The organism is Amycolatopsis rubida (assembly GCF_900115345.1).
GTDB classification, from domain to species: domain Bacteria; phylum Actinomycetota; class Actinomycetes; order Mycobacteriales; family Pseudonocardiaceae; genus Amycolatopsis; species Amycolatopsis rubida.
The window spans coordinates 181,777-198,896 of the sequence record NZ_FOWC01000010.1 but is presented as its reverse complement, the minus strand read 5'-3'; the positions used below and the strand labels follow the sequence as shown (position 1 = coordinate 198,896).

At 73.1% G+C, this 17,120-nt stretch carries 14 protein-coding genes; all 14 read right to left on the bottom strand.

Annotation, left to right across the window (positions count from 1 at the left end):
• Positions 1–8: 8 nt before the first annotated feature.
• Positions 9–290, bottom strand: a complete 282-nt coding sequence (locus BM362_RS32350; protein WP_143132562.1) for a hypothetical protein — start codon at positions 288–290, stop codon at positions 9–11.
• Between the two features lie 105 nt (positions 291–395).
• Positions 396–1,280 (bottom strand): hypothetical protein, encoded by an 885-nt coding sequence (locus BM362_RS32345; protein WP_093575752.1) that lies wholly within the window; start codon positions 1,278–1,280, stop codon positions 396–398.
• 32 nt (positions 1,281–1,312) lie between these two features.
• Positions 1,313–2,380, bottom strand: a complete 1,068-nt coding sequence (locus BM362_RS32340; protein WP_143132561.1) for a hypothetical protein — start codon at positions 2,378–2,380, stop codon at positions 1,313–1,315.
• On the bottom strand, positions 2,377–4,458 hold the full coding sequence (locus BM362_RS32335) for a hypothetical protein (RefSeq protein WP_093575750.1): 2,082 nt from the start codon (positions 4,456–4,458) through the stop codon (positions 2,377–2,379). Before BM362_RS32335 ends, BM362_RS32340 begins: the two co-directional genes overlap by 4 nt.
• A gap of 31 nt (positions 4,459–4,489) precedes the next feature.
• Positions 4,490–6,112 carry a hypothetical protein gene (locus tag BM362_RS32330; protein ID WP_093575749.1) on the bottom strand — a complete coding sequence of 541 codons (1,623 nt, stop codon included), beginning with the start codon at positions 6,110–6,112 and terminating at the stop codon, positions 4,490–4,492.
• Between the two features lie 34 nt (positions 6,113–6,146).
• Positions 6,147–7,103 carry a hypothetical protein gene (locus tag BM362_RS47055; RefSeq protein ID WP_143132560.1) on the bottom strand — a complete coding sequence of 319 codons (957 nt, stop codon included), beginning with the start codon at positions 7,101–7,103 and terminating at the stop codon, positions 6,147–6,149.
• Between the two features lie 34 nt (positions 7,104–7,137).
• Positions 7,138–8,595, bottom strand: coding sequence for a hypothetical protein (locus tag BM362_RS32325; protein WP_093575748.1), 1,458 nt, complete (start codon positions 8,593–8,595; stop codon positions 7,138–7,140).
• Positions 8,592–9,353, bottom strand: a complete 762-nt coding sequence (locus BM362_RS32320) for a DUF4913 domain-containing protein (protein WP_093575747.1) — start codon at positions 9,351–9,353, stop codon at positions 8,592–8,594. Before BM362_RS32320 ends, BM362_RS32325 begins: the two co-directional genes overlap by 4 nt.
• Positions 9,350–11,233, bottom strand: a complete 1,884-nt coding sequence (locus BM362_RS32315) for a type IV secretory system conjugative DNA transfer family protein (protein ID WP_093575746.1) — start codon at positions 11,231–11,233, stop codon at positions 9,350–9,352. Before BM362_RS32315 ends, BM362_RS32320 begins: the two co-directional genes overlap by 4 nt.
• Positions 11,233–12,789 carry a hypothetical protein gene (locus tag BM362_RS32310; protein WP_093575745.1) on the bottom strand — a complete coding sequence of 519 codons (1,557 nt, stop codon included), beginning with the start codon at positions 12,787–12,789 and terminating at the stop codon, positions 11,233–11,235. Before BM362_RS32310 ends, BM362_RS32315 begins: the two co-directional genes overlap by 1 nt.
• A gap of 527 nt (positions 12,790–13,316) precedes the next feature.
• Complete coding sequence (locus BM362_RS32300) at positions 13,317–14,810, bottom strand: SCO6880 family protein (protein WP_093575743.1); 1,494 nt, start codon at positions 14,808–14,810, stop codon at positions 13,317–13,319.
• Positions 14,803–16,104 carry a hypothetical protein gene (locus BM362_RS47840; RefSeq protein WP_093575742.1) on the bottom strand — a complete coding sequence of 434 codons (1,302 nt, stop codon included), beginning with the start codon at positions 16,102–16,104 and terminating at the stop codon, positions 14,803–14,805. The genes BM362_RS32300 and BM362_RS47840 overlap by 8 nt, the downstream gene beginning before the upstream one ends.
• A complete protein-coding gene (locus tag BM362_RS32290; protein ID WP_143132559.1) occupies positions 16,104–16,817 on the bottom strand; it encodes a DUF8175 domain-containg protein in 714 nt (237 codons plus the stop codon). The genes BM362_RS47840 and BM362_RS32290 overlap by 1 nt, the downstream gene beginning before the upstream one ends.
• Positions 16,805–17,116, bottom strand: a complete 312-nt coding sequence (locus BM362_RS32285) for a hypothetical protein (protein WP_009086073.1) — start codon at positions 17,114–17,116, stop codon at positions 16,805–16,807. The genes BM362_RS32290 and BM362_RS32285 overlap by 13 nt, the downstream gene beginning before the upstream one ends.
• Positions 17,117–17,120: the final 4 nt, after the last annotated feature.

Here is a 17,120-nt window from a genome sequence, read left to right as displayed (position 1 = left end):
GAACCGTTCTAGATCGGACTGCCCGGCTCGGTGAACGCCATCTCGCGCATCACCTCGTCCCTCACCGTCGTCGAGACGTTGTTCAGGCTCGCCAGGTTCGCCATGAAGTCCGTGCTCTGGCCTGCCTGTTGCTGTTGCTCGGCTTCGTTCGTGCGGCGTTCGATCTCCGCGGCGATCTCCTTGCCCTTGGCCGTGAAGAACGTCGCCGGGTCCTCGATCTGGGCGTACTCCGCCGCCCGGTGCTTCCTCCAGTGTTCCTGGGTCTGTGCCCCGTAGTGATTCATCGTCACGGTCTCCATTGTGGCCTGGTTTTTCGTTTTCCTTCACGTCGTCCCCCCGGATCGTCGTTCTGGCTGCGCGGTGCGCGCGTGGTCAGCAGCGCGCCGGCGCGGTGGTCATCGGGTCCTTCCGGAGCCGGGATGGCCGGCACTGCCGTGGCGGGCCGTGGCGGTGCCGGGCCGGGCAAGGCGCGACCGCGCGGCCTGTTCTTCCCGGACAGGCGGCGGTTCGGCGCCGTCGCGGGGCGCCACGGCCTGCTCGCCGGGCCGGGCCGCGCGGAGCTCGACACGCTCGGGGTCGTGCCCTGGTCGTTCGACGCGCGCCCATTCCCGGCGGGGCTGGGTTCGGGGCGGTTCGGGGGCGGTCAGGCCCACCGCGATGAACTGGTCGATCGCCTCGGTCAGCTCCGCCAGGCGGGCGCGATCCTGTGTTTCCTGGTGCAGGAGGCGGTCTTTCTCGGCCAGCACCGGCGGCAACCGCGCGCCGGTCTTGTCCGACAGGGCACGGACGAGGCCCTCGAATTCGTCGGCGGCGGCCAGCATGTCGGCGGCGGAAAACTCGGCGGCGGGCTCGCCGAACCGGCGGTCGTCCTCCTCCTCCTCCGGCCCGGAGAACCTGGCCTCCTCGAACGCGCGTGCGCGGTCGTCGTCCCGCAGGATCTCCGCTTTCTGGGCGAGGCGGTCGAGGAAGGCGAAGGTGTAGGCGCCGACGCCGTTGCTGGGACCGGATCCGGTGTAACCGTTGCCGTAGACGAACGTGGGATCGGGGTTGTACCGCGCGACGTCGTCGAGGTCGAACGTCCGGAAGCCCGGCCGCCTGCGCGCCCTGATCATCTGGTCCGCCGCTCTGTCGGCGTGAGCGATGCCGACAAAGCGGAAGAACTCGTCGGGATCGTCGACGATGTGCTCGAACGGGTCGATGTCGTCGCCCCAGCCGTTGGGCACGGGTACGGGCCAGCCGGCGAATCCGAGGAACGCGGGTGCCTCAGCGGGCTCTGTCACGAGATTCCTCCTTTGTGCGGTCGGCGCGGTCGTCATCGGGCCCGGCCGGGATCGGTCGGTTGCGCGGGTCCGCCGCGGCGGTGCGCGGCGGCGCCCGGCCGCGCGGCGCGTGCTCGCCTGGCCGGTTCCTGCCGGGCTTGCGCCGGTTCGGCGGCGGCTGGGCCGCCGTGCCCCGCGTCGCTGCGGACGGGATCGGCGGGTGGTCCCTGGTCGCGACGCTGTTCCCCGCCTCGGCGCCACGGGTCGTCGCGGAGGAAGTCCTGCTGCGGGGCAAGCGTGTGTGGCCGGGACGGCGGTTCGTCTGCACGGTGTTCGGGGGCGGCGGACTCCGGCAGCAGCGCGTGCACGGCACGTGCCTGCTCAGCGGAAAGGCCGGCGAGCAGGTGCGGATTCCGGGTGTCGAGGGCTGCCACGCGGGCGGCGCTGCGGGCGAGTTCGGCGGCGCTGCTGGGCGTATGCGGGAAGGGCCTGGCTGCGTGCTCCCTGTACCGGTCGACTGCGGCGGCCAGCTCGGCCAGGCGGTTTTTCTCGGCCAGCGACCGCGGCAGCCGCACGCCGGTCTTGCGCGACAAGGCTCGGGCGAGGTCGTCGAGTTCGTCGGCGACGGCGTGCACGTCTGCGGCCGGGAGCCCGGCGACGCTGTCGCGGGTCCGCCGGGCCCGCTCCGGCGCCCGGTCCTCGGCGAGGTCGAACGCGGGCTCGGGCCGGCCGCGCTGCAGTCCGCGCAGCAGTTCCGCTTTGTGGGCGAGGCGGTCGAGGAACGCGGAGGTGTAGGCGCCGACGTTGTCCTCGCCGTCCGCGTTCGTCACGTAGGCGGGTCGGGGGTCGTATCGCCGGACCTCGGCCTCCGGGTCGAACGGCCGGGATCCCGGCACGTCCCGCGTCGTGATCAGCTGCTCTGCTGCGATGTCGGCGTGCTCGGCGCCGACGAGGCGGAAGTAGTCGTCGATGTCGGAGGTCCAGCTCGCGAACGGCTCGTCGTCGAGCACCCAGAGCGGGGGCACGGGAACGGGCCGGTCGGCGAATCCCCGGAACAGCACAGGCTCTTCGGCGGGCTGGGTCATGGACGTCCCCTCCGGGGTGGTCGGCGTGGTCGTCATCGCGCCCTGCCCGGGCCCGGCGGTTGCGCGGGGCCGCCGTGGCGGCTCGCGGCGGTGCCCGGCCGTTCGGCGCGCGGCCGCTGGACCGGTTTTTGCTCTTGCGGGGCCGGCGGCGCTTCGTCGTCGTGCGGAGTGGCGAGGTAGTGCCAACCGGTTCGGCCGGGCACAGCGGGACCGCCTCGCATTCCTTGCAGCTCGAACTTTGTGCCGGTCATTTCCGGCAGTTCCTCGCGCAGGGCGTCGGTCCGGGACCGGGATTCGGGGCGGGCCGGCGGGCGCGGTGTGCCGTCCGGGACGATCTCCGCGGCGGTCGCGAAGCCTGCGGGTTGCGCATGAGCGCCGGGGCGGGCCGGGCCGGTGCCCGGCCGAGCCTCCTTGTGCGGCTGCCAGCCTTGTTCTTGCTGTGTCGCAAGCGGTTCGGCGGCGACGCGCGGGCCGCGCTCCGGTGCTGCGGCGTGCTCCGGGCGCTCGGCGGGGATTCCCCGTTCGCGCAGCCACTGCCGCACGCGGTCGAGGAGGGCCTGTATTCGGGCCGAACTGTCGGGATCCAGCCGGAAATCGGCGACCTCGCGAGGGGCGAGTTCCTGGGGCTGGGGCGGCGGCCAGTCGGCGCGGTGTTCGCGGGCGGCCGATTCCGGCACCAGCGCGTGCACGACCCGGGCGCGGTCGGGGGTGAGGCTGGCCAGCAGGTGCGGGTTCCGGGTGTCGAGGACCGCGACACGCGCCGCGAGGCGGACGAGCACGGCTTGTTGCTCGGCGCTGCTGGCCGAACGCAGCCACGGCGCGGCCTGGTGCCGGCTGTACTGGTCGATCACGGCGGACAGTTCGTCCAGCCTGGCGCGGTCCGCTGCCTCCTGTTCCCTGCGGCGGTCTCGTTCGGCCAGCCGCAGGGGCAGCCCCGTTCCGGCCTTGGCCGCCATTTCCGCGGCGCGCGGGGCACGGTCGTCCTGGCTCAGGGCCTGGATTGTGCGGATGCCGCGGACGAGCCCCGCCTGCATCGGGGGCAGTGCGTGCACCAGGTCCGGATGGTCCCGGTGCAGCGCGGCGATCCGGTCAGCGAGTTCAGCGCGCTGGCGGCTGCGGGCTGGGTCCTGAGGCGAGAAGGCGAGCAGTTCGTTGCGCGGGAGCGTGGCGGCTGTTCCACTGCGCTGGAACGTCTCGACCACCTCGTCGAGCAGGAGGTGGATGGCCAGCCTGTCGGCGTCATCGCTCAACGCGCGCACGAGTGCCTCGTCCGCGGCCGGGGCTGCTCGCAGGGGTTGCGTGCCGTCGCGGCGATCGTCCTGGACGGCCGATTCCGGGACGATCGCGCGCACGACCTGGCTGCGGGCGAGGGTGAGGCCTGCCCGCAGGTGCGGGTTCTGGGCGTCGAGGACCGCGATCCGGGCGGCGCGGCGGTCGCGTTCGGCGGCCTGCTCGGTGCGGTCGGGCGAATGCAGGAAGGGCATGGTCCTGTGCAGGCTGTATTCGTCGATCGCGGCGGCCAGGTCGTCCGTCCCGGCGCGGTCCTGGGCTTCCGGTTCCCGGCGGCGGTCCTCGTCGGTCGGCGGGGACGGCTGCGCGATGCCGGTCTTCGCCGCCAGCGCCTGTGCGAGGCTGTCGAGTTCGCCGGCGACGGCCAGCAGGTCGGAGGCCGGAAGCTCGGCGACGGAGTGGCGGAACCATCGGGCCATCGCGGGGTCCATGTCCGCGAGGTCGTCGGGTGCGGGTACGCCGCCGCCTCGGTGCATGTCGCGCAGCCGGTCTGCCTTGTGCACCAGGCGATCGAGGAACGCGCGGGTGTAGGCCCCGGTGTTGTCGGCGGACCCGGCGGCGTACGCGTGCCCCGGGTCGGGGGCGTAGTTGTCGACCCCGGCGACCAGGTCGAGCGGCCGGAGGTTCGGGAGGCGCCGCTGTCTGAGCAGCACCTCCGCCACGTTGTCGGCGTGGCGGACGCCGGCGTCGCGGAAGTAGCCGGCGACCTCGCCGGGCTCGTGCTGCGCTGCGGACGCGCCGGGGCCGAGCCTCCATTGCCAGGGCGGGGGAACAGGCCACCCCGCGAACCCGAGGAACGCGGGTGCTGCGGCGGGCTGGGTCACGTGGTCCTCCCCCGTGCGGTCGGCGTGGTCGTCATCGCGCCCGTCCTGGCGGTTGGGCGGGGCCGCCGTGGCGGCTCGCGGCGGTGCCCGGTCGTGCGTCGCGCGACCGGGTGGCCTGGTGCGGCTGGGCTGGAGCCGGTTCGGCGTCGGCCTGCTCGCCGGGGTGGGCCGGCGTTGTGCCCTTGTCCTGCCCGAAGACCTGGTGCGGAGCCTCGTTCTCCAGATCCGGCGTGCTGATCGCCGCTCGGTTGTCGCCGTGCTCCGGCGGGCCGCCGAGGGTGCGTGCCGGCCTGACCCGGCGCACGAGTTCGCCCGTAGGCGACATTTCGACGGAGAGTGGGTTCTCGCGGTGAGCCGACTCCATCAGCAGCAACCCCACGATCGCGGCGTGTTCGGAGCGGAGACTGGCCCGCAGATGCGGGTTCTGCGCGACGAGGGCGGTAACGCGGGCCGCCAGGCGATCGCGTTGGACGCGTTCGGCGAGCATCTGGCCGCCGGCGGCCGAGGACGGGAAAGGTCTGTCCTGGTGTGCGCGGAACTCGTTGATCGCGGCGACCAGTGCGTCCAGCCCGGCGCGGTCCGCGGTCTCCTGCTCCCGGAGGCCGCGTCCGGCTGGCTGGAGAGCCTGCCCCTTCCCCAGTTCCTCGGGAAGGTCGCGACGCTGCCATCGCCAGGGTGGTTCGGTGACGGACTCGCCGTTGACGAGCTGGTCGAGGGCCGGGATTCCCCGTTCGCGCAATCCCTGCCGAAGCGTGTCGAGGAGGGTTTTGATTCGGGCCGACCTGTCGAGATCCGGCGGCCGGGCGACCATCTCGTGAGGGGCGAGTTCCTGGGGCAGGGGCGGCGGCCAGTCGGCGCGGTGTTCACGGGCGGCCGCCCCCGGCAGCAGGTCGCGCACGACTCGGGCGCGGCCGGGATCGAGGCTGGCCAGCAGGTGCGGGTTCTGCGTGTCGAGGACGGCGACGCGGGCCGCGAGGCGGCCGAGCCCGGCGCGTTGCTCGGCGCCGCTCGCCGTGCTCGGCGACGGCATGGCCTGTTGCTCGCTGTACCGGTCGATCGCCGCGGACAGCTCGGTCAGCCGGGCGCGGTCCGCGTATTCCTGGTTCGTGCGGCGGTCTTTCTCGGCCAGCGGCGGCGGCAACTGGGCACCGGTCTTGCGCGTCAGGGCTCGGGCGAGGGACTCGAGTCCGTCGGCGACCGCGTGCACGTCGGCGGCGGGGAACTCGGCGACGAACGCGCGGAGGCGGCGGGCCTTCTCCGGCCCGTGCATCTCTCCGTCTTCGGCCGCGAGCGCGGTGTCGTCGCCTCGGTGCAGGTCCCGCAGAACCTCCGCTCCCCAGGCCAGGCGGCCGACGAAGGCTCCGGTGTAGAGGCCGATGCTGTCCACGGGTTCGTCGCCGTAGAGGTACTCGGTCTCGGGGTTGTACCGCCGGACCTCGGCGTCCGGGTCGAACGGCCGGAATCCCGGTATCCGCCGCGCCCTCATCAGCTGGTCCGCCGCGGCGTCGGCGTGGTCGACGCCGACGCCGAGGAAGAAATCGCCGGGATCGGCCGGGGACTCGAACGGGTCGTAGTCGCGCCCCCAGCCCGGGGGCTCGGGAACGGGCCAGCCGGCGAACCCCTGGAACGCCGGTTCCTCGTCTGGCTGGGTCATGCGGTCCTCCCCGGGATCGCGGTCGGCGTGGTCGTCATCGCGCCCGGCCCGTGTTCGGCGGGTGCGCTGGTCCGCCGTGGCGGCTGGCGGCGGTGCCGGGCCGCGCGGCGCGCGCGGGCTTGGCCGGTTCCTGCGGGGTCTGCGCCGGCCCGGCGGCATCCGCAGCGGCGGCGTCCTGGGCGCCGTCTCGGTCGGGAGGGAAGCTGCGCAGGAGCGCTTTGAGCAGGCGGTCGTTGCCGAGCGCGTCCTTCCGCAGAGCAGCGCGGGCGCGCTCGGCGAGGGGCTGCCTCGTCCACCGCAGCGTTCCGTTCGGGCGCATCTCCGCGACGCGGCCGAAACCGGCGTCGAGGGCGGCATCGAGCCGGCGTTCCAGCTCGGCGCCGGCCGTCACGGGTGCGGGCCGGTCGTTCTCGCCCTGCGCGCGGTCCTGCGTCTCCTGCTCCCGGCCGCGCTCCTTCTCGGACAGGGCCCGCGGCAGCCGCACGCCCGTCTTGTGCGAGAGGGCGCGGGCGAGGTCGTCGAGTTCGTCGGCGACGGCCCGCACGTCCGCGGCCGGGAGCACGGCGGCGTGCTTGCGGATGCGCTCGCCGCGGTCGGGAGCCTCCAGTTCCTCGGCGACGTCGAGTGCGGGGACGGGGCGGCCCTGTTGCACGTCGCGGAGCAGCTCGGCCTTCTGGGCAAGGCGGTCGATGAAGGCCGAGGTGTAGTGGGCGAGGTCGTGCTCGGCTTGTGTGCCCTGCGCGTGTCTGGGTTCAGGGTTGTACCGCTGGACCTCGGCCTGCGGGTCGAACGGCCGCCAATCCGGGATGTCCCGCATCCTCAGCAGTTGCTCGGTCGCGAAGTCGGCGTGCCAGGTCCCGTTGAGGCGGATGTAGTAGTCGTCGATGCCGGCGTCGGCGAACTCCGCTTGGTTGCGCAGCCAGGCCGTGTACTCGAAAACAGGCCAGCCGGCGAATCCCTCGAACGCCACCTCGTAGCCGGGCTGGGTCATGCGGTCCTCCCCTTCAGTGCCGTCGGTGCGGTCGTCATCGCGCCCGGCCCGTGCCTGGCGGGTGCGCGGGTCCGCCGTGGCGGCTCGCGGCGGTGCCCGGCCGCGCGGCGCGCGCGGGCGTGACCGGTGCTCGCGGGGCGTGCGTCGGGTCGGCGGCGTCGCGCGCACCGCCGTGCGGCCCGGCGAAGCGGACGGGGCCGGCGCCGTCGCCGCGCGGGAATTCCTGTGCCCCAGTGCTTTCCGCTACTGCCTCGCGCCGGTCGGGAGGCAGTAGCTCCGGGAAGGTTCCGAAGAAGGCATCGAGGGCGGCATCGTCGCGGCGCACCGGATCGGCGCCCTGCCGGGCCGCGCCGCGGCGCGGCTGCTCGTCCGGCCGCGCGGCCTGGTCGCGTTCGGGCGCGGGTGGGCGAACGGGGGCGGCGGACTGGTCGTTCTCGCCCCGTGCGCGGGCCTGGACGATGTGGGCGTTGCGGACCAGCCCGGCCTGCAGCGGCGGCAGTTCCCGCACCAGGGCGGGGTCGCGCTCGCGCAGTTCGGCGAGCCGGTCGGCCAGCGGGCCGACGGTCGCGGCGTCGGCGCGCGCGGCGGGGTGCAGGAGCGCGGTGAGCAGTTCGTCGGCGGCGGTTTTCAGCTGCCGGAACACGAGGCTGTCGGGAGCCGGCGGGTCCGGGAGCGACGTCAGGGCGTAGAGGTTCCAGCGGGTCGAGGAGTCCGGCAGCAGCGCTTGCACGACCTGTGCGCGGTCGGCGGTGAGGTATTCCACCAGGATGTGGTTCTGGGTGTCGAGGGCGGCGACGCGGGCGGTGCGGCGGTCGCGTTCGGCGCTCTGCTCGGCGGGGTTGTCCGAATGCAGCCAGGGCAGGGCGAGGTGGAGCTGGTAGTGGTCGATCGCGGCGGTCAGGTCTTCCATCGCGGCGTGGTCGCGCACCGCCCACTCCCGGCGCCGGTCGTCCTGTTCCAGCCGCCACGGCAGAGGACGACCGGTGTTCTCCGCGAGTTTTCGGACGACGTCGTCGAAGCGGTCGGCGAGCTCCATCGGTGCGGAGAGATCGCGGGTCTGGTCGCGCAGCCGGGCCAGTTCCGGCGCGTGCTGCGCGGGGTCGAGGAACGGGGACGGTTCGCTGTCGTTCCGGTTCAGTTCGCGCAGCAGGTCCGCGCGGTGCGCGAGGCGGCCGATCAGCGCGGAGGTGTAGAGCCAGGTGTGGTCTTCGGGCTCGATGCCGGTGGCCCAGTTCTGCTGCGGGTCGTAGCGGTCGATCTCGGCATCCAGGTCGAACGGCCGGTAATTCAGGTCGCGGTGCATCCGGGTCATCTGGTCGGCGAGGAAGTCGCCGTCGGCCTTCCCGACGTCGTGGAAGTGGGTCTCGACGGCGTCGGTTTCGCCCGGCGCCGGGGCGTCGTAGCCGTCGTAGTCGTAGGTTTCCGGCGGCGGCGGGGGGACGGGCCGTCCGGCGAATCCCAGGAACGCGGGCGGCTGTTCGGGTTCGGTCATGCTGTCCTCCCGGTGGCGGGGTCGGCGCCCGGTTGCGGCGCCGGGTCGTGGCCGAGTTCGGCGACGGTGGCGGAGTGCCGGTTCGGGGTGCAGGCGTGGAAGGGCCCGTAGGGGCTGGTGAGCGTGGCCAGGTGCGGGTCGAGGTGGTCGCGCAGGTACACCGAGAGCCAGGACGGTTCGTCCGAGTCGGACAACTCGCCGAAGGCCAGGTACAGGGCGGTGAACCGTTCGACGGCGTCGTGGTGCAGCCACCATTGGCGGCACCAGCGGATGCCGCCGCCCTCGCCGGTCGTGGTGGTCTTGCGGACCATCGGTGCGATGTGGACGGTCACCCAGGCGTGCAGCGCGCCCGGCGACGGCCGCGCGACGGGGGCGGCGGAGCCCGCGCCGTCCTTCCCTCCGCCGCTGGTTTCCGGTGCGGGCGCGGCGGGTCCGTCCTCGGCCGCGGCGGCGGGGCCGACGGGAGGAGCTGACGCCACCGCCTGCATCTGCGCGTAGAGGTTGCTGAACTGGTAGCTCATGTCGGCCAGGCCGTCTTCGAGGTTGTCCAGGCCGTTGTTGGCCATCTCGACGGCGTTGCGCATCAGGACGACCTCGCCGCTGACCTGGAACTGCTCGGTCTCCAGCGAGCGCAGCCACCGCCGGACGCGCTGTTCCAGCGCGGCCAGGTGCGCGAGGGTCGCCGGTTCGGTGTCGTCGGCGGGCCAGGCGGGTTCGTCCGGGGAGTCCGGCCCCGGCCCTGCGGGCGGGGCGGTCACGACCGCGGCCTTGTCTGTGCGGTGGCGTCCGGGGGCCGCAGCGATTTCGCGACCGGGTTGTCGGGCCCGAGGTAGTCGATGGCCGACTGCTGGATCTGCGCGGTGGCCTCTTTGGACAGTTCGACGAGCTGGCGTTTCTCCTCGCCGTCGGGTTCGGCGTACCAGGGCCGCAGCCGCAGCATGCCGGGGCGGCGCCCGGAGGTGATCAGCAGCGCGTTGGTGCGCGGCATCGCGGCGATGTCGGCGGCGGTGAGGATCCGTTCGGTGTGCAGCTGGCGCGAGGTGGACGGGCCGCCGCTGGAGTAGCTGTTGGAGGTTTCCTCGACCTTGTGGTCGCCGACCAGGCGGCTGAGGTCCTCCGCGAAATCGGGGTCGGCGATCCCGGCGCCGATCGTCTTGATCGTCGCCGCGGACCACAGCGCGTCGAAACCTTCCTTGCCCCACACCGATCGCCCTTGCTCGCGGGACTGCAGAACGGTGGTGACCATGATCGATTGCGACCCGAACCAGGAATACCAGCCGGGCAATTCTGGGATTCTGACGATGTTGGCCGCTTCGTCCAATTGCAGAGTCATCGGAGGGTCCAGGCGCCCGCCATTCGCGGCCGCCGCTCGGAATGCGACGTTGCACAATTCGCCGACCATGGCCGCGACGATCGGGCGGCCCGATCCCTGTCCTTCGCGGGTGAGCAGGTACAGCGTCGGGTGCGCGTCCCCGGGCCGGGTGATCAGGTCCCAGAGGTTCAATTCCCTGATCAGGCCGGGGTCTTTGGGTATTTCCTGCCACGACAGCGGCGGCGTGACCCAGCGCAGCAGCGCTTCGGAGTCCAGACAGGAAATGGCGGTGGCGACGCCTTCGTACACGCCGCCCCGGGTTTCCGGCGGCAATTCCAGCGTGGCGCGCAGCGAATCGCCCTGCCCGCCGAAGCCGTGCCGGTCCAATTGCACCGCCGGTTCGTCGGAACGGGTCGAGACCCAGTGCACGACGTCGCGCAGCGAATGCCCCGACACCGCCGCGGCGAGCAGGATCTGCCGCAAGGTTTTCTCGGCGGCGGGCGTGAAGAACGGGTCGGCGCGGTCGGTGCCGCCGCCCGCGCCGCCGCCGACCTCGCGCATGAAGTACGCCGCCATCCGCGAGGCGGACTCCACATCGGACACTCCGGCGAGCGGGGACCACCAGAACGTCTGCGGCTGGTAGGTGATGTGGTTGCAGTCGAAGAGATAGATCTCGCCGGCGAGCGCGCGCAGGCCCGCGGTGAGCGCCCACACGTCGCCCTTGTTGGACGTGGCCACCACCGTGCCGGGGGCGCTGAGGATCTCGGGGACGACTTTCGCGCTCGTTTTGTTGCTGCGCGGCCCGCAGATCACCAGCTCGACGTCCTCGTGGCTCTTGTAGACGGTCCGGCCGCCGATGTCGCCCAGCGCCGCGCCGATCTGGCGGGGGGCGAGGTCGCGCGGGCGGGCGTCGGCGAGCGAGGGCCGCAGGCCCTGGGCGCGTTTGGCCATGGCCGGCTGCTGCAGTTCCCGGAATTCCTTGGCGGAGTTCATCGCCCGGTGCCCGTCGCGCGGCCGTCCCCGTTTCGCGATCAGCACCGCGACCGTGATCGCGGCCGCGAGCAGCACCGCGATCTGCGCGCCGAAGGCGATCCAGAACCAGATCTCGGATCCGCCGGGACCGATGAGGCCGGTCAGCCCGGGACGGCGCAGCGCGGTGGGGATGGATCCGGGCGAGGGCACGGGAAATCCGGGAGCGGCACCGGCCTGCGCGGCGACCCAGACCATGCCGCCGAGCAGGAACACCGAGCCGATCAGCCCGACGATCACCCACGGGAGCACCGGCGTGGCGCCGGAGGCGTGGCGGCGCGAGGTGGGCGAGGTCATCACGCCACCGCCGAACGGGGCGCGGCCTCGAACGCCGAATCGGTGTTGTACAGATCGAGTTCGCGCGGGGTGAGGTTCATCCGCACCGGCAGCCCGGCACGCTCGCCCGCTTTGACGAGGTAGAGCCCGCGTCCGGGATGGCGCTGCCCGGGAACCCACGTGCCGGCCGACTGCCAGGAGGAGAGCATGTCGGCTTCGCGCGAGGACAGCGACACCGTCAGGCTGCGCAGTTCGGTGGCCGGGAGCCCGCCGTAGACGTGGATGGCGCAGCGGGCGGCGATGCCGCGCGCCTTGGCGCGGTCCTCTTCGGACGGCAGCGCTTCCAGGTCGTCCATGGAGTGCGTCAGATAGACGCTGGCGACGCCTTTGTGCCTGTTGAGCCGGGTCAGCCGGTCGGACTTCTCCACCAGCCCGGACCCGGTGCGCAGCGCCCGCCAGTGCTCGTCCTGGACCCAGAGGATGTTGCGGCCGTGCCCGGCCTGGCGGGCCTCGATCATCGCCGCGCCCCAGGCCCAGGAGCAGAGCATCGCCGCGGCCACGACCTCGTCGGTTTCCTCGTCCAGCACGGAGATGTCCAGCGACGTGGCCGGGGAATCCTGGTCCAGGCGCGCGGTGGAACGCCGGTCGAACAGCCCGCGCAGCGGGCCGTCGACGAGCAGGTCGAAGCTGGAGAGCACTTCGCGGACGAGGTCGAAATAGCGTTCCCGGCTGTCGCCGATCCGCGCGGCCGACAGCAGCGGCTGCGGCGCCTGGTCGAGCACCGCGCGCACGTCCGGGATGGTGGGCTGGTTGCCCGGGGCGGCGTCGGTGGCCAAGTCGATGGCCCGGGAGACGAGGTTGCGCTCGGTCGGCGTCGGCGGGCGGTCCAGCTCCAGCAGCAGCAGGCCCTCCAGCAGCGAGGTCTGGCGGGCGCGGATCGATTCGCGCAGGGCGTCGCGTTCGCGGCCGACGGTGGTCGCGAGCAGCGCGCCGAGCGGGCCGGGGTCGAGCGGGTTGATCGCGTCGTGCCCGCGCCCGATCTTGATCACGGTGCCGCCGAGGCGGCGGACCAGGGCGGTGTATTCCCCTTTCACATCCGCCGGGCAGAAGAACATCCAGCCGAACGCGCACAGCCCGGTCCCGAGCCGTTTCGCGAACGCGCTTTTCCCGACCCCCGGCTGCGCTTGAACCCACAGCCCCGTGTTGGAAATGAGACCGGTTTTCAGCCAGTCCCCGGGGTGGAGGCCGATGGGCTCGTGGGTGTGCAGGTCGTGTCCGATCGGGACGCCCCGAACCCGCGCGCCGGACCCGCCGACGAACGGATACAAACCGGCCAGCTGCGTGGTGGTGCCCTGCCACAGCGCGGCCGAGCCGACGTGGTGGTCGCGTCCGCCCTGGGGCACCGCCCAGCCGCGCGCGGGCGGGACGGGCAGTGCACGCAGCTCGGCGAGCGGGTCGCTGCGCTCGGGCTGATGGCGCAGCGTGGCGTCGGCGACGGTCTGCGGAATGACGAGACCGCCGTCGGCGTGGTCGGGATCGGTGACGGCGCGTGCAGCGCGCCGGCCGAACAGATTCATCGCGTTCCCCCTGATCGCGTGAACTGCTGGTGCGGCAACGAAATGTGAGATGGCGGCATCCGGTCCGACCCCCAGCCGGGCCGGATGCCGCCGGCGTGCGTGCGAGTCCCCGCCTGCCACCGGGCGCGGGCGGAACTCGCAGCACGGCCTGTGGTTCCGCGCGCAGCGGCGCCGCTGCGGAACTGCCGCGCGTCAGTGCGCGATCGGGCGAGCGGACGGCGCCTGCGGTGCGGGCGCGATCGGCCGGCGCCCGCACCGCGTGTCCGGCGGCGGGTCGGGATTCCCGCGCCGAGGCTGTGTCGCGGCCATGTTTCCCCCATGGTGTTCGCGTTGCCGTGCTTGGTTTTTCCGCGCATCGCTCTGCTGCTGTCCGGGACTGCCCGGCGGCGGCCGCCCGGCGCGGCGGGTGCGGCCGACGCACCGCCCGCGGTAGGGGTGGACGCGGCGGCGCGCCGTCGCGGGCAGCGCCGTCGGTTTCGTCGGCGGCACGCCCCGGAATCGCTTGCGCCGCAGGAATTCGGCGGTGTTCATCGGGCCATCCGCCCGCGCCGCGCCAGCTCCGGCGGGTAGATCCCGACGCCGAGGGAGGCGGCGAACCCGGCGCCCTGCCAGCCCCAGCACCGGCGCAGCCGCAGTTTCGCGTTGCGGGCCCGGCTCTCGACGTCGGCGATCGCGTCCGGCAGCCGCCGGGGATCGGAGACGGTGGTCGTGACGTACATGCCCCACAGCCCGACGCCCGCGCCCCGGGCCTCCTCCTCGGCGGCCTGGCGGGCCCGGACCTCGTCGGTGCGGTCGCGGGCGGTGTCGTCGATGCCGCGCCGGCGGCGCACTTCGCGGCGGAACGCCGAGCCGGTGGCCTCGCGCGCCACCACGTCCCCGGCCTGGTCGGCCGGATACGGCTGATAGGTGATGGTGACCCGGCGGTGGTAGCGGCCGGGCGTCACCAGCGGCGCCAGGACGTTGCTGGTCACCAGCTGGTTGGGCAGGCCCGCCAGGGCCCAGGTGCAGCTCCACCCGGAGTCGTGCCAGTAGTGGTCGGCCAGCGCGTGCGCCTTGACCGGCCCGGCGTCGGCCCATGCCAGCAAGTGCTTCTGCTCGGCCAGGCGGGCGAGTTCGCCGCGGGCGTGCGGGTCGTAGGCCGAGCGCAGCCAGTGGGTCATGTCGGCGGCGGTGGCCCGGCCGAGCATCGCGACCCCGCACAACGGGAGGTCGCCTTCCAGCCCGGACAGCGCGCGGGAGACCTCGGCGACGCGTTCGGCGTCGTCGCGCGGCTGCGGCCGCGCCCGCTGCGGCTGGAACGTCAGCGACACCCGGACGGAAATGTCCGCTGTCGACCCGCGGTGCGCCTCGGCGACCTCGCGCATCGTCTCGCGCGCGACCGCCGGCGCGGCCGGGTCGAGCCGGTCGCTGACGTAGTCGGCGAGTTCGGTTCCGGTGCTGGGGGCCGATTCCACCGTGATCGAGGCCCATTCCACGGTCGGCTCGTACCCGAGCGACGCCTGCCACGCGGCGAAGGACCCGATCCACAGGTCCTGCCGGTCCTGATCGGCCAGGACGGTGCCCACCGGAGCGACCCGCAGCGACGCGGTCAGCCGCCCGGTGCGCCGGTCCCACAACAGGCCGAACGGGTTGCCCAGTCCGTCCTTTGTGGACAGCGGCATCAGCGGCGCGAGGACGCCGGGCAGTTCTTTTCCTCGCGGGTGCCGCGTGAAGACCCCGGATTCCCACTCGGACCAGCCTTTGCGGTTCGCGGTGGCGCTGCGGGCGGAGATGATCAGCGACCCGCCCAGCGACACGCCGCGCGAGCGGTGCGGCACCAGCGCCAGCACGCCGGTGACCAGCGACACCAGCAGCGCGATGCCCATCACCAGCAGCGGAAGCCCGGTGCTGGCGACCAGGACCCAGGTCCCCAGCGGGACCATCACGCAGCCCGCCATGACCATCGTCTGCGCTTCGGACAGCTTCCCGACGCCGAAGCCCCGCCTGGCCCGCCATCCCCCGTACGTGCGCGTGTCACTCATCGCCGGACCCCTCGGTCATCGTGTCGCTGACTGCTCCCTTGGCCGCGTTTCCGGCTTCCAGCGCCGCACCGGCCACCGCCCCGACACCGGCCCCGGCACCGGCCCCGGCCCCGGCGGCTCCGGCCCCGGCCGTCCCCGTTTCCGCTCCCGTGCCTGCCGTCCCCGCTTCCGTTCCCGTGCCTGCCGCGGCTTCGGGTCCGTGCTCGGCGTCGCCGCTTCCGCCGCCGGGCGGTCCGCCTCCGTGGCCGGTGTCCGGAGCGCCTCCGGGCCGGTCCCCGGCTCCCCCGCCCGGCCCGTCGCCGTTGTTGGCCGGGGCCACCGGCGGCGCTCCGGCGCCTTGGTTGCCGCCGCCGTCTCCGGCGGGACCGGAGCGGTCCATGAACTTGCTGAAGCCGCTGGCGCCCGCGCCGCCGATCATGCTGGCCGCGGCTCCGGCCGCCATCGCGCCGCCGCCTCCGCCGCCGGAGGAGACGAACCGCTGCCCTCCCCAGTCGAAGAACCGCAGCATCGTGGGCATCGCGATCACCGCCATGGCGAGCACGGCCATGCCGGTGAGGATCGTGCCGATGTCGGTGCCCTCGCCCAGCAGCAGGAACCCGATCGCGTAGACGATCGCCGCGATCGGCTGGTAGAGGATCAGGCTCAGCGCCCAGCTCAGCAGTTTGCGCAGCCACGGTTTGGTGGCCTCGTTGATCTGCCCGGCGGCCGCGGTCGGGATCAGCGCCAGGATGATCACCAGCGCGCCCATCCGGAAGAACCCCAGGATCCACTGGATCCCGGAGAGGAAGAACATGATGAGCGCCAGGAAGAAGATCGCGGCCGTCGACGCGGCGACGTTGGCCTGCATGGCGTTGGTCATGGTGTTGCTGAACTTCTGGATCGAGGCGCTGAGCACCTGGTCCGACAGCGCGAGCCCGCCCTGGTACAGCAGGACCGCGGCCGCGGTGCCCATCGTCGACCAGCCCGCGAACGACAGCAGCCCCATGCCGGTGTTGACCAGCGGCTCGGCCTTGCGCTTCCAGATCATGAGGATGCCTTGCCAGACAACGGATCCGACCAGCAACACGAGCCCGACGTAGAGCAGCAGGCCCTGGATCTCGGTGATCGAGGGGCCTTGCAGCATCGACGAGCGGTCGCTTTTGGTCCAGTACGTCATGGCCTCGGCGAGCAACTCGACCGCGCCCTTGGCGATGGAATTGGCCAAATCCGTGAACCAGTTGTGGACTCCCGACCCGATCTGGCAGCCGACGTCGAGCGTGCCGCAGTCGTCGGCCAGCACGATGGTCGCGGGCATCAGCGGCCTCCCCCCGGAACGGCTCCGAGCGAGGCGTAGCCGTCCACTGAGGACTTCGCGGTGGCGCGCGGACGCGGGAGCTGAACCCGCCAGTCGCCGGAGACCCATTGCAGCGTCACGGAAAGGTGCGCGAAGGACTTGCTGGCCGCCGTCTGCGGGGTCGCCGCCGCGAGCTCGACCACGACCAGTTCGCCTGCCGGGTCGCCGGCGCTGATCCGCCACCACCACTGGGTCGGCCGGGTGTCGCCGGCGTGCGCGTCGCTCTGCTCCTGCGCCAGCTGCGAGAGCGCCGACTGCGCGTCGCCGACCGTCTGCTCGGCGTACGTCGGCCGGTACACCGCCGCGCCTGAGGCCGCCGACAGCCGCACCGTGAGGTTGATCGCCGCGAACACCGCGCCGTCGCGGTCGTGCGCGAAGCCGCGTGCGCGGCCGCCGCTCGCGTCGCGGGGTCCGGCGCAGTCGCTGACCGGCGCCGGGTCTCCGCTGGGCGCGGCTTCCCACCGCGTGAGGCACCGCGGCCGCTGCCCGCTCGGCGGCGGGCCCTCGGCGGAGCGGGCCGGCGGCGCGGCGGTCTGCTGCGGGTGCGCGGTCGCGGCGCCGGAACTGCTGCTGATCAGCCATCCGACGAGGCCGGTGGCGACGATCGCGGCGACGATCGCGACGATCCACCAGCGACGTCGCGTCCGCTGGCGGGCGGCCATCAGATGAGCCACCCCACGATGGAGGTCGCGCCGAGGATCAGCGCGAGGCCGCCCACGACCCACGGCAGCGCCATCGCGCCCTCGACGGCCATGTTGTTCCTGTTGCGGCGGCCGACGGCCATCATGATCCCGGCCGCGACCAGGGCGGCGACCGCGCCGACCAGGCCGCCCCATTTCATCCAGGCGACCATGGTGGACGCTGCCTCGGAAAGCTTGCCCGGCGGCGCATGCGGCTTCGGGTCGTCGAAGCCCGGAATGCCGGGCTCCTGCATGAGCCAGACGTTGACTGCGGCGATTGCCTTGCTGAACACGATC